The organism is Bradyrhizobium sp. PMVTL-01 (assembly GCF_051861855.1).
Lineage (GTDB): Bacteria > Pseudomonadota > Alphaproteobacteria > Rhizobiales > Xanthobacteraceae > Bradyrhizobium.
In genome coordinates this window covers 2494060-2507493 of the sequence record NZ_CP193982.1, presented here as the reverse complement: position 1 = coordinate 2507493, position 13434 = coordinate 2494060, and the positions used below count along the sequence as shown (strand labels likewise).

General features: G+C 58.0%; 7 protein-coding genes and 1 pseudogene. 3 read left to right on the top strand and 5 right to left on the bottom strand.

Features of this window, described 5'->3' with window-relative positions; genetic code table 11:
- The first annotated feature begins 302 nt into the window (after nucleotides 1–302).
- On the top strand, nucleotides 303–1469 hold the full coding sequence (locus ACRQ5Q_RS11280; protein ID WP_439397757.1) for a flavin-dependent monooxygenase: 1167 nt from the start codon (nucleotides 303–305) through the stop codon (nucleotides 1467–1469).
- A 764-nt stretch (nucleotides 1470–2233) separates the two neighbouring features.
- Here ACRQ5Q_RS11280 and ACRQ5Q_RS11275 read toward each other — a convergent pair.
- Nucleotides 2234–2881, bottom strand: a complete 648-nt coding sequence (locus tag ACRQ5Q_RS11275) for an FkbM family methyltransferase (RefSeq protein ID WP_439399784.1) — start codon at nucleotides 2879–2881, stop codon at nucleotides 2234–2236.
- Between the two features lie 1013 nt (nucleotides 2882–3894).
- Here ACRQ5Q_RS11275 and groES point away from each other — a divergent pair.
- Nucleotides 3895–4209, top strand: a complete 315-nt coding sequence (gene groES / locus ACRQ5Q_RS11270; protein ID WP_439397755.1) for a co-chaperone GroES — start codon at nucleotides 3895–3897, stop codon at nucleotides 4207–4209.
- 82 nt (nucleotides 4210–4291) lie between these two features.
- Nucleotides 4292–5932 carry a chaperonin GroEL gene (gene groL, locus ACRQ5Q_RS11265; protein WP_439397753.1) on the top strand — a complete coding sequence of 547 codons (1641 nt, stop codon included), beginning with the start codon at nucleotides 4292–4294 and terminating at the stop codon, nucleotides 5930–5932.
- 1453 nt (nucleotides 5933–7385) lie between these two features.
- Here the strand turns inward: groL and ACRQ5Q_RS11260 are convergent.
- The 4 genes and pseudogenes from ACRQ5Q_RS11260 to ACRQ5Q_RS11245 all read right to left on the bottom strand — a co-directional run bounded on the left by ACRQ5Q_RS11260 (nucleotide 7386) and on the right by ACRQ5Q_RS11245 (nucleotide 12854).
- Nucleotides 7386–8096, bottom strand: coding sequence for a YopT-type cysteine protease domain-containing protein (locus ACRQ5Q_RS11260; protein WP_439399782.1), 711 nt, complete (start codon nucleotides 8094–8096; stop codon nucleotides 7386–7388).
- A gap of 869 nt (nucleotides 8097–8965) precedes the next feature.
- Nucleotides 8966–9184 carry a DUF7694 domain-containing protein gene (locus tag ACRQ5Q_RS11255; protein ID WP_439399780.1) on the bottom strand — a complete coding sequence of 73 codons (219 nt, stop codon included), beginning with the start codon at nucleotides 9182–9184 and terminating at the stop codon, nucleotides 8966–8968.
- 1979 nt (nucleotides 9185–11163) lie between these two features.
- The gene (locus ACRQ5Q_RS11250; RefSeq protein WP_128948446.1) at nucleotides 11164–11397 is read right to left on the bottom strand and encodes a hypothetical protein; all 234 of its coding nucleotides are present in this window, start codon (nucleotides 11395–11397) and stop codon (nucleotides 11164–11166) included.
- A gap of 696 nt (nucleotides 11398–12093) precedes the next feature.
- A pseudogene (locus tag ACRQ5Q_RS11245) lies at nucleotides 12094–12854 on the bottom strand (IS5 family transposase).
- Nucleotides 12855–13434: the final 580 nt, after the last annotated feature.

Sequence of the window (13434 nt, the reverse complement as noted above, 5' to 3'; positions counted from 1 at the left end):
GACACACGTCCGTGGAAGACATGACACCGCATGCACCCGATCGACGCCGGATACCCAGTGCGGCAAAGACGGATCGATGTCGCCGCCCTTCGGCTGGTTTGCCAGCAAGCCTCAATGCCAACCGCAACAGCTATATCTCGGTCAGGCTTCCGCGCCGATGAGCCGAGAAGTTACCGTGCGCAATCTCATGCATTCCATACAGCTTTGGGGATGCATTCGTTGCTATCAAATCACGCGGCTTCGCCATGCGCGCGTATGAATGACGTGCGGTAATGATCGGCACAAGACATGGAGGACGTTTTATGAACGCACCACCAGAAAAGATAACTCCCGAAACCCACGCTGCGGCTGCGACCTGGGCTCATCTGTCGCCGCTACTCGTCGAGATCCGTGAGCGTCGCAATGAGTTTGGCCGCGCGCAGAAAATTCCAAAAGAGATCATCGACGGCTTCAGGCGTGTCGGCGTCTATCGGGCTATGGTCGCCAAGCGATTCGGCGGCGAGGAGCGAACGCCAGCCGATTTTTGTCGCCTGATCGAGCGCATCTCCGAGGCCGACGGATCCGCCGGTTGGGTCGCCAGCTTCGGGGATGGAGCTCGCTACCTCGCTGCTCTTCCGGACGACACGCTTCGAAAAGTGTACGCCAATGGGCCAGACGTCGTGTTGGCGGGCGCGCTTTTCCCGCTCCAGCCCGCCAAGCGATGCACCGATGGATTTGTCGTGAACGGCGTGTGGCCATTCGCTAGCGGCTCGCCGGGGGCAGATTTGATAGGAGTTGGTATCACAGTGGAAGACGATCCGACCGGAGACCTCCCGCGCGTGGCGGTGATTCCGGCCGAGAAGGTAAAAATCCGGCCCAATTGGGACGTCATCGGACTACAAGGCACCGGAAGCCACGACGTTGTTGTCAGCGACGTCATTGTGCCAGAGGAATGGACCTTGATCCGCGGTGGTCCGGCGACACTTGATGGGCCGATCTATAGTTATCCATCCGTCGCTTTCGCCGCGCAGGCGCATGCGATTGTGGGCATCGGGATTGCACGTTCCGCAATCGACGAGGTGATCGCCATGGCGGGAAGCCGCGCCTCGATCACTGGAGCGCCTGTGATGGCTGAGCGCGGCTATGTCCAGCTTGAGATCGCCAAAGCCGAAGCCATGCTACGTTCCGCTCGTTCCTTCTTTTACGAAGCCACGGAGGAGCTGTGGAAGCAAGCGCTCACGGGTGAAGTAAATCTGAGCACCACGATGCTGATGCGGCTCGCCGCGACGAACGCCGCGCGGCAGGGCGCTGAGGTCTGCAGGATTGCGAGCGGTCTTGCCGGTACTGAGGCGCTCTATACCACCGGCAATCTAGCACGCGCCATGTGCGACAGCTTCGTGGTTGCTCAGCACGCAGCTTTAAACGAGGGAACGCTTCAGAGCGCTGGCCGCGCTCTGCTCGGCACTGCAATACAGCCGGGCTTTCCATGAAGTGGGTCTCGTACGGGCAATACGCCACGCCCAGCGTCATGATGTGCTCTGCCGCTGAGGACTTGGCCCCTTGTTTCAATGTGAACAAAGACAGCTTTGGGCTCTCCCCCTTCAAAAAGATCCCACTTCATATCCTTTACCGCCAGGTTCGTTGTCCAAACATAGAGGGCCTTTATAAGCCTCTACAGCCCTGCCCCGATCATTGACGTGCCGAGCGGGATCCACCTGAACGTCTGCGCAACGACTCGCGATTCAACTCACGAACTTTGCAAATGACCGCGCGTGGCTCGATTCTCACCCCTTGCCTACTTGCCGCTTGGGGCGCACGGTGCGGAAGACCATTGTGCACTATCCTAGTACTCAACCTTGCGCTCATCGATGCGGCACGCCAGCGCGCTGGCAACGGCCGTGCGACATTGATGTGGAGCGTACTGTACACCGCCGATCGGAATTAATGGATCAATTCGGCTCTTGGCCGCTGCTGGCGGATCAGCATAGACGCGCGCCGCGCTGCTACATCGCCCGTTCGATCGCAGCGGCAGCACCACGGCCTGCCTGCTCGGGACCGCGTGGCCCGAGGACTGCCATAGCGCTGGCCGCCCCCGATGGAGCGGCCGACGTGCACGCCGGCCCAATGGCAGCCCTGTGCGCTGGCTGTCCGGCTGCGATGGCCGCTCGCCTTGACGATCACCGTTGTGCAGCTGCGACCATCATAGAGTCCGCCGGTCAAGCCTTCCGTTAATGAGACGCTCGATGGGTAGCTGCTAGAGACGCGTATTCTTGAGCAATACATCACCTTCCACTGCGCGCGGATAGTGAGCGGCCACTTCAAATGATGGCAATAAGTTGAGAATGCCTTGCAAGGTTAACTGCCCTTCGTAGAGCTCGCGGTCACTATATTCGGTGTAGATGAAGCGCGTATTGCTCAAGGTCCGCATTCCGCCGGCGATAACGTCGGCTTCGGCTCCCTGAACGTCCATCCAGATGAAATCGACTGCGTCCACGTTGGCTTCGCTGCACCAGTCGTCGAGCCGCCGTGTTTCAACCGAGACAGGGTGATCAAACCGGACCCAATCATACTCGGTAAGATGGTTCTTTGGGCGGCGTATTGAACCGGACAAGTCCCAATCCTTCGCATCCCCATCTGCATTGCTCGGGTGGAATTCAATCGTCCCGTTTCGATCACTGATGGCGATTTCAAGCAGCTTCACCTTATCGAGAGATGGACCGAGCTTCCTCTTGAAGCGCGCGATCGCTCGGGGGTCCGGCTCAAAGCAGTAGAGCCTGGGTTCAGGGCACAGCTCGAGAAACTTTTTCGTATCAGTCCCATCATTGCAGCCAATATCCAGGATGACCGGATTCGGCTTCTGAAGCAGTGAGACGATGTGCTGATGTACTTCTACGGACGACACAGCTGCTCTTCCATGGTGCGCGGAGATCGGATGAATTTCGACTTCGAAGCCGATCACACGTCAGAAGCCGCTGCACAACGTATATCAAGGTATAAAGATCATATATGCGCCAGCACCCCTTGATCCACGACAGCTGTTTGGAGAACAAAGCCTGTCGAACAGCTCGCGATGCAATTCTCGAACTTATCGTTGGGAAAATGCGGCCTCGGTGTCTGGCGCGTGCCGATCAGAGTGCCCCTCGTGCAGTGCAACAGCCACTCCGCTCGATGACGAGTGGTACGAAAATGTGCTCTGCCGACTGACGGCCACCATCTAAGATTGGCTGACGGTAGCTCCCGGCGATCCTTTCCCCGTAATCGTCGGCGAGGAAACGAAGCCCCTGAAAGCACCGGCCCGCGCGTTGCTAGGCGTGATCCTGCTTTCGCAGCATGTTCAAGTTTTTTAAAATGCTGTGGTCCTAGGATAACCAGGCTCAACTCAATAGACTTTGAGCGCCGCGCCGCGGCTGGACACCCATCATTCGTTACAAGTCGATGGTGACCTCGCTTGGAGCACGCCGCGTCTTACAAGAAACAGCTCTCGATTTTTCGAGATCGTTGCAAACTTCTTCGCATCCACGACTACCACAGATTTGACGAGCCGCTCATCGATAATACTCGTGGACTTCACGCTGGGCCAGCCCCAGCTGCTAGATGGTGCAGGTCATCATGTGCAATCCCGACACCGTCGTCGACCGGCGCCCTTTCGATCGGTGCAACGCCAACGGAGCAATGTTGAAGTATCCCAAGGACCGATGCGGGTGTTTCGAAGAAATGCAATGTCAATTTCACGACAGCCCGGCGGCCGTGCACCTCAGCACGTTTGCTTCCGGACAAAGACACTCGCAGTCCTGTCAATGCTTCAGCAGAACTGGAAGGATAGATCGCTCAGCGAATTTCTGGCCTGACTCTTGCTACAGGCTGCTGGTCACATTCTGCCTAACGCCAACTTATTCAAACGCTCAGGAGACCTCTATGCAATTCCGACCGCTTCACGACCGCGTCGTGGTTAAGCGCATCGACGCCGAAGAGAAGACCGCAGGCGGCATCATCATTCCGGACACAGCGAAGGAAAAGCCCTCGCAGGGCGAGGTCATTGCAGTTGGCCCGGGCGGCCGCGATGATAGCGGCAAGCAGATTCCGATCGACGTCGAAGTCGGTGACCGAGTGCTGTTTGGCAAGTGGTCCGGCACCGAAGTCAAGATCGATGGGCAAGACCTGTTAATCATGAAGGAGAGCGACATTATGGGCGTTCTCACCCAGGTGTTCTCGAAGAAGAAAGCCGCCTGACACAGGCCTCGCAGCAGCCCCTCCTGAGGAGAGCCCAAAGGGCGCGCTAAAGGATAACTAATAGGAACTGAGGGAATTTTCTATGTCAGCCAAAGAAGTCAAGTTCGGAGTGGACGCGCGAGACCGCATGCTGCGAGGCGTCGACATTCTCGCCAATGCCGTGCAGGTCACGCTCGGCCCGAAGGGCCGCAACGTCGTGCTAGACAAGTCGTTCGGCGCGCCTCGGATTAGCAAGGACGGCGTCACCGTCGCCAAGGAGATTGAGCTCGACGACAAGTTCGAGAACATGGGCGCCCAGCTGGTGCGCGAGGTGGCCTCGAAGGCCGCGGATGCAGCCGGCGACGGCACCACCACCGCGACCGTCCTGGCCGCCGCGATCGTGCGTGAAGGCGCCAAGTCGGTTGCCGCCGGCATGAACCCGATGGACCTCAAGCGCGGTATCGACCTCGCAGTCGAGGCCGTCGTTGCTGACCTGCAGAAGAACTCAAAGACGGTCACTTCGAATGAGGAGATCGCCCAGGTCGGTACAATTTCGGCCAATGGCGATGCCGAGATCGGCAAGTTTCTCGCCGACGCGGTGAAGCAGGTCGGTAACGATGGTGTCATCACGGTCGAGGAAGCCAAGTCGCTCGAGACCGAACTCAACGTCGTCGAGGGCATGCAGTTCGACCGCGGCTACATCTCGCCCTACTTCGTCACCAACGCCGACAAGATGCGCGTTGAGATGGACGACGCCTACATCCTCATCAACGAGAAGAAGCTCTCCTCGCTGAACGAGCTGCTGCCGCTGCTCGAGGCCGTGGTGCAGACCGGCAAGCCGCTGGTCATCGTCGCCGAGGACGTCGAGGGTGAAGCGCTCGCGAGCCTGGTCGTGAACCGCCTGCGCGGCGGCCTGAAGGTCGCGGCCGTCAAGGCTCCGGGCTTCGGCGATCGCCGCAAGGCCATGCTGCAGGACATCGCGATCCTGACCGGCGGCCAGGCGATCTCGGAAGATCTCGGCATCAAGCTCGAGAACGTCACGCTCAACATGCTCGGTCGCGCCAAGAAGGTTACCATCGACAAGGATAACACCACGTTCGTCGACGGCGTCGGCAAGAAGGCCGACATCGAGGCGCGCGTGGCCCAGATCAAGGCGCAGATTGAGGAGACCACCTCGGACTACGACCGTGAAAAGCTCCAGGAGCGTCTCGCCAAGCTCGCGGGCGGCGTCGCGGTGATCCGCGTCGGCGGCGCGACGGAGGTCGAGGTGAAGGAGCGCAAGGATCGCGTTGATGACGCGATGCATGCGACCCGCGCGGCGGTCGAGGAAGGCATCGTCCCCGGCGGCGGCGTCGCCCTGCTCCGTGCCTCCGAGCAGCTCAAGGGCCTGCCTACCACTAACGACGACCAGAAGACCGGGGTCGAGATCGTGCGCAAAGCGCTGTCTTGGCCGGCCCGCCAGATCGCGATCAACGCCGGCGAAGACGGCTCGATAGTGGTCGGCAAGGTCCTCGATAACGAGCAGTACTCTTTTGGCTTCGATGCGCAGACAGGCGAGTACAGCAACCTTCTCGCCAAAGGCATCATTGACCCGGCCAAGGTCGTGCGCATCGCGGTCCAGAACGCCTCCTCGGTAGCCGGGCTGCTGATCACGACAGAAGCGATGGTTGCCGAGCTGCCGAAGAAGGCGACGGCTGGTCCAGCAATTCCGGCGGCCCCCGGTATGGGCGGTATGGACTTCTGATCCCTTCTCAAGTTCTCGATGAGATGTGAAACCCTGGCAATAATGTCAGGGTTTTTTCTGCATCAAGCGGCCTGTAGCCCTGGCAGTCGCCGAAGGATTGGGCCTATCGGCCTATCCATGTGCCCCGCCGCTGGACTCGGACGCAATTTTCTTGTGACCATTCCTGGCCATTGAGCGAGAGTGGAAGATCGTCGGACGTGCTGGTAGATTCGTTGTCGATGCTGATCGTATGCCCAGTCCCAAAGTCGCAGAGACAATCATTTTCTGCCGTAGCTGATACAGCGGAGCCGCGCGATCCAATATCGCTGGGCTAGTTATGATAAGCATCCTGCCACCTTCTCGCTGGCACATGGCATTATGCCAGTTTCATTGAAGGGATGGGCTTGTGCTTAGCTCGACTACACCCTTAAGCCAGTCGTCCGCTAGGCGGACAGCAGCGTTCAAGGCAGGAGGGCATCGACCCGCACAGGCCGCTACGCCTGATGCATCCCGTCGGGTCCGTCAGCTTTTGGACAGCTAGTCGGTGTACAATGATCTTAAAGTTAGCGGCGCGTGGTAGGGACAGCGCTAGCCCCGAGTATGCGTGGGGATTTCGGCGCCGAGTCACGTTTCTGCTAACTTCAACCAGTAGTGCGGGCGTGGCAGAGATAACGTCTGGTCCATCCAGGCTGGCCAGCGCCGAGTCACGCCCGCGCTGCTTCCGGCGTGAGACTGGGATCAGATCCAAAGAGGCGACGGTCTTCCAAGTCCGCATAATAGCCCGTTTGCCTCGCTGCCGCGGAGAGAGCTCCTAGTCTTAGCTTCAGGATGTCATTCCGATTATTGGCAAGAATTGGCTTTCTAGCCCAGCTCGGCGCACAATTCGAGTGAGGCGCTTGGAACGACACAGTGCTGTAAGATTACTGAGTCAGATCCCGGGCGAGGCCTTCACCGAAGCCGGGACTCAAGTGCGGCGACGAGGAGAAGACGCGGATTGTCGCGGAGCTCCTAGCGAGCGAGGACTGGGTTTGTGCGCCGGGTGCGAGGCATTCGGATTTGCCCAGCAACAGCTGTTTGATTGACGAATTCAAGGCCGAAGACGATTCCGATGCAGACGAACTAGAGCTTTGTGCCGACTGTGGATGCCTGGTCCCGACCTTATCCCTGAGTGCGCGATCGGGCGCAGCGTAACGAAACAGGTTCGCCAAACGGCCGCCGATCCTGCCTGAATGCAAGCGCAGGCGATTAAGGCTTTGAAGAGCGACGGCGGGCTCCCGAATTGAGTGATCGGCCAACCTATATCGCCGAACATTCGCCCTCTCCGCACTACGTCCAGAGAGCTTCCGTCGAGAACACCGACTGAATATCGTCAGAACCGTGGGGGGTGCACCATGGACGGCGATGCGGCTGTCCCCGCATCGACCGTTGAGGTTCCGCGCGGCATCGGGCAAGTCCGTTGCGGCGTCGGAAGCCCTCACGTTATCCTTTGTGTGACGACAGTCGATATATCAAGGTTGTTCGGGGAGCTGCTGTAGCGCTCCGCCAGACTCTTGAACAACCCTCCGACCCGATTTGACGCAACAGAAAATTCCCCATAGTTAGGATCAAAGAGGGTCGTCGTTCCATTCAACGTCGCCGTCGCGATCGAGTGGCCGCCACCCCCGACGAAATTCAAGCGGACCCAATAGCGGGACGCATCTTGGGTGACCTCCTTCACGATCTTGGCAATGCGCGAAGATGTACCAAACCTATATCCCGTCTGTTCACCAGACGGTTCTAGGCCGGCGTCGCGTAACATCGTGCTTTTTGCCTGGAGGTTGTGAGACCCTTCCGCCCCATCCTCTTTCAATAAAGTGAAGACCTGTTCATACTGCCCCTGCCGCCTTGCCGCTGAGCTGTGATTTTCAGTGCCCGGGAGCAGAGCCCTCATTCGAGATGAAGGGCTGCTTCGGGATGAAGAGCTGCTTGGGAGACTAAGGAGCCACTCCGCTACCAATCCAACACAGATTCCGCTGTCATTGGCTTCGGACAATTCAGCAGTCCTGTAATCGAACAGATCACGGACAGGACTAGCGCCTGAGGATAGCTCCGAGCTGGAGGACAGAGAGGATGTGCTGTGGCGCGAGGTGCTTGGACTAGAATCGATTGCATCTGAGGTATGTGGCTTGCTGAAGCAGAGCCCCATTCGGTCGACCGATTCGTCTGACGGCAGGCTCTCCCGCCGCGCGACTTCGGTGAGTGTTTGCGCAAATTCGCTACTGTCTGCGGGCCTACTCAATTCTTCAGCTTGGTCACGGCGCGTGTATTCGCCATCGACTCGATTATACATGCCGGTTCACCTGCTTCTTCGGCGTACGCGTCCTCAGAGGGGGCGCGCTGCTTCCATCTTTCCTGCGAGCTGATATCGCGGCAAACTGACGAAGAGCTGACCAACAAACAAGCTTGGGGAAGCTATCGCCGTCGCCAAATTGGTTGCGCGACAGTCTCTGCTTGAGCGCGGCTACACGTGTGAGGCAGTGGTCGACCAGCTAGTCGCTGTTGCGCAGTGACGAAGGGCGTCCCTGTGGAATGTAGATGCAGTCAGGATGATGGCTACGCTGGACAGCGCCTTCGTGAAATCAAATTCGACCGTCGGTTTTGGAGCGATCTCACCCTTCTCATGTTGCGCCGCTCGGCCGGCACAACTTCGCCTCCAAAGAGTGCGCAATTCGCGTCTTCGGATCGCCCCGTGATCGGCCATCGGCCACCGAGATGCTGTTGTTGCCGCTCAGGCACCTTCAGCAGAGATCCGCAAAAACTGGCTTGACCCGCCAAGACCCAAATTACGATCTATCGTTCCCTCTATAACAGTGGCGCAGACATTTTCCCCGAATCAGGGTGTCGTTAGCTGCTCCTGTTTGACAGCGGCATTTCAGAGCAGCCCGCCGCGCACAATTCAACAGTCGAGCTAGCCTGACATACATCCGCTTGTGACACCTCATTTTGGGACGCCGAACCTGTGCTCCTGCAACCGCTCGAACTCACCTTCTGCTCGAACCTTGTTAACTCAGCCCGTCATGCTATCGCGCTGATCCGCGCGAAGAACGTTGCCGCATCTGAGGGGCTTAATCCAACGACGCCTACGAAGCTCGGGGACGGCATCGGAATATCTCGATAAGTGGGTCTCCACAAGTGAAGGCAATATCGGCTGTTATTCACATACCGCGATTGCGGCGGATGCAATTGCATGACGCTCTCCTCTTCACCCCAGAACAGGTCTTTGACAAAGCACATCTCCTCCCAATTTGGACAACGCCGCGGGGTCGAAACAGCGACATTCTCCCAGCCAGGATGGATAAATGCAGTTATCTTGAGTTCACACCCGCAAGGCCCCTGTACAAAGAACACACCGCAAGGTCCTGATCCCGGAGCGGTAGCGAACTGGCCATGTTGCACACGGCCAGCCTCCAGCTTGTCTATCATCTGCGCTCGCACGCCCGCTCCTTTGCCTCTTGGATGACACTAAGCTCTACGTAGATGACGTTGTCGCGCAACAAGTCAAGCGTCTCAATTCTCGGCCCAGCGTTTCTGAATCAGTCTACGGCGTACCATCCGCAAAAGCGGTAGATGTCTATCGTCATTCACCCTCCTCTTATTCCTCTCGTGCATTGCGGCCTCGGTGCCGCTGATTGCCCGAGCATGGGTGGTAGCACGATCTGCGCGTTGGGCGGCGAAGCAGTCCTATCGCTGCCAGGCATTCACTGCTCATCGCCGGCAGAGCGCACATCCCGCTCGAGCTTCACGAAGTCGGCGGCTCTTGAGGCTTCACCTCCCCTTCAACGAACTGGTCTTCATCATGGCGTGCCCCTATTGGGGGCGACATTTAGATCTCATGATGATGGCAACACCACTAACGGCACCAGATATGTGAGGGCGACTTGCTTCGTGAGGAGTACGATCTCGCGGCCTCCTCGCCAAGGCTGAACAGTCTTAATGCGCCATTTATGTGAAAATGATTCAGTTCTATGGCGTCCAACTCGGCACAGATAGCCGCGGACGTGTGGCATGCCCCTTCTTCGAAATGATACATCCAGCGGATCGCCAGCGATCTTGGTCGTAAGCTAACGGTCAGGAACAATGGATAGTCATCTCATTGACTGCAACGGCGAATATCGCCTGATCTTTTCGGCGTCACTAAGGTGCAGCTCTTAACGCGTTGTCTACGGCATGTCACTCGCGAAGCGCTCACCCTTTGCTGCTAGTGCGCGTGTTGTTTCCGACATGAATGTCGCGACTTCGACGTCGCGAAGCGGCTCCGTTTGAAGAACCCATCTCATCAAAAACGCTGCCGACAGTTCTACCTCCTGGCATGTCGCTTGCTGTGCTGCCAGAACGCGACCCCGCTGTACCGAGGATGCATGAGGTCGACCGAGTGGTCGCCAGGCAACGATCATCGATTCTCATACTGCTATGAAAGAGGACTGCTAACTTATGAGTGATAGGAGGCATGCAAAGCTTGGCATATTTCTGTTGACCGGCGCTGAGCGCGATGAAACGACACATTGGCGCGCAACAAAGCACGCAATGGTCAAGCATTTCGGCGCCGATCGTCCCTCCCTGCAACCCCGGAAGAGGTTGAACTGGGGCCTTTTGGCCGCACTTCTCATAAATGCGCTGCTTTGGGCTGGAATCTACTGGGTCATCACATCGTTCTTCTGAAAGACTCTCGCGCGTGGCAACCGCGCCAGGGAGCTCCGAGGGCCTAACTCAAGCCGCGGCCAGCAGGGCTGCGGATCGCCTGATGCCAGTGCGCACTTCGCTGCTATCTGGATATAGAATGCGCTGCTCCGGCGGCCGCAAAGGGAAGGTCGACGCATAACCCAGATGGCTCAAATTGGCGACACTGACATGCCGTTGCCGCCGCGACCAAGTGCCAAACGTTGACCAGTAGCAGGTCAATGCGTCCGTACGCAGGTGGCATCCCTGCGTCCTCGTTAGGCGCGACGGCTTGACTGCAAGTGAGAACCGGTACTCCCCACTCCCGTCATGTGAAAGATCGCTTTCGAGAAGCTGACGAAGCAGGTGACCTGAAGGAAAGTTGGGCAGGCGGCCAGCTCCGCCGTCACGTGCGTGTGGCCAAGGACGGTCGGGCCGCCTCGCCCCTAACTCCCGCAACGCCCGTGAGGCGGGATTGAATCGCTTGCTGAGCGATGTCTGCCTAGACATTGGAGCGGGTATAACAGGCTGAGGCCTTTATGTGCGGTAGCGACGCTCTAAAGCTCTTGCTCAGGCCACGTATCGTCCTCATTTTTGCGCATCTGCCACACGAGGGCACGCCGCGCTAGCTTGTCGTATTCCAAGGCGATCTTAAGCAGCCTGTCTTTGGCTTTTCCGTCATCGAGCCCTGCCGCTTTCTTTCGTGTTGCTTCCGCGCGGCCTAGCCAGTGATCCGGCTGGTAGAGTTTGCTTTTCGAATTCATGCCGAGAGCATGCAACTCGTAGATCAAAGAATTGCGACACCGACGCTCCGTATCATCACGTAGGAGCCAGGCTCCTCGCGGCGGCCTCCGAAGCAGTCAGCCCCAGTCCAGACTAATAGTTCAGAAACGGCTGAGTACGCGTTGCAGACGATCCTGTAGGAACAATGCACAGGCACCGACATCTTAAGACCATCGGTCCCACGAAGAGACTTGAATCGCACGCAGCGTCAGATTGTAGGGTTCTGGACAAGTGGAGATCACCTCTGACAATCACGTGATTCCTGACAGTTCACGAGAATTGCCAATGCCTCAAGCACCTACCCTCGCCCAGGACGACCGAATAGAGAGCCTAACATCATCCCGATGCAGACCTGGTCGCGATTCATCGAATGCTATTCCTGTCTCTGCTGGACGAAATCGCGCGTTGCGAGGTCTGCACGGCAGTACTCCTATCGTCGCAGTGCCCCCTAACCAGACGCAAGACGAGACCTACCTCAGAGATAACCCCGCCCGACCTCTTCAAATAAGGTGAAACATGATACCAAACATTGTCCCAGCGCGTCATCATGGTCGCTCCTGCAAGACCGAATGCGTCATCAACAACGACCTAAGCACATCTGGTTTGCCTGATCTCTTTGCGTCGCCAGAGCTGGCCTGTGCCGCTTCGAGCCGGCATCGTGCCGAGCCCTCCGTCGCTCATCGGCCGACGACTAGGGCTCGGACTCATTTGATCCAATAGGCAACGATGGCGGCGAGATGGACGGCAGCCAAGAAGTTCCTGGCTAGTTTGTCGTAGCGAGTTGCGACACGCCTGAAATCCTTGAGGCGGCAGAAACAGCGCTCGATAACGTTGCGCCCCTTGTAGGCGCGTTTGCTGAAGCTGTGGAGAGTGACCCTGTTGGATTTGTTTGGAATGACGGGCTTGGCACCACGATCGACGATTTCGGCTCGAAAGCCGTCGCCGTCGTACCCTTTGTCGCCAATGAGGGCAGACATGGGTGGCGCGAGTTCCAAAAGGGCTGGCGCTGCGGCAATATCAGCGTCCTGGCCTGGAGTGAGATGAAATGCGCAAGGTCTGCAGTCAGGGTCGCTCAGCGCGTGGATTTTCGTGGTCCGCCCGCCGCGCGAGCGGCCGATCGCTTGTTCATGCTCCCCCCTTTTCCGCCGCTCGCCGAGCGATGCGCTTTGATCGTGGTGGAGTCGATGGACAAAGTCACGCCGTCTTTGCCGCAGCGGGCGAGCGCTTCAAAGATCGCCCGCCAATGTCCGCGCTTGGCCCAGCGATTGAAACGATTGTAGATCGTCGTGTACGGACCATAGTCGGGCGGGCAATCGCGCCAGCGTGCGCCGCACTGAAGCATGTGAATGATACCGCTGATGACGCGTCGATCGTCATCGCGCACCGGTCCGGTCTGGTTCGTTGGCAGATGCGGCTCTATCAGAGCCCATTGCTTGTCGTTGAGCCAGAACAGTCCTTTGCGCATCGAAGTCCCCCGCGTGGAATCAACCCGCTGCGAGGGAATCAGAGTTCGCTAATTAGGTACAGACCCTAGTCTCTCAGGTCATGTCATGCAGGCCCAAGCAATGCCGCGAGACATCAAGGCATGTATCGGCCGTACAACCACCAGCAGCTCCAAAAAGATCATCTGCTGCGTCGGCGTATTCGCTAGTACTTCCCCCTTTTCGTGAGGCTCTGCCGGTATGAAAGGTGTCGTCCCTGTCATGCTGGACAGATGACGAGCTCCGTACAGTTGGCAGGTGATGCTCTCCGCGCAGCAAGAACAATAAGTAGCTCCACCGAATCAAAGAAATGCTATGAATCGAAAACAACGAATTAAGTTGGCTTCGTGCCTCAGACTCTCCTACCGGCCCATCGCTCTCGGCCTGGCAATGACAACTGTAATGCTCGGACCGATCAGCGCGCGCGATCGAACGCCGACCGCAGAGGAGAAAGAGGCCTGCATGGAAGACGTGTTCCGTCTTTGTAGTAGTCAAATACCAGATCGCACCGCTATCACTGCCTGCCTCAGAGCCAAGCAAGATCGCCTCAGTCAGCAATGTCGC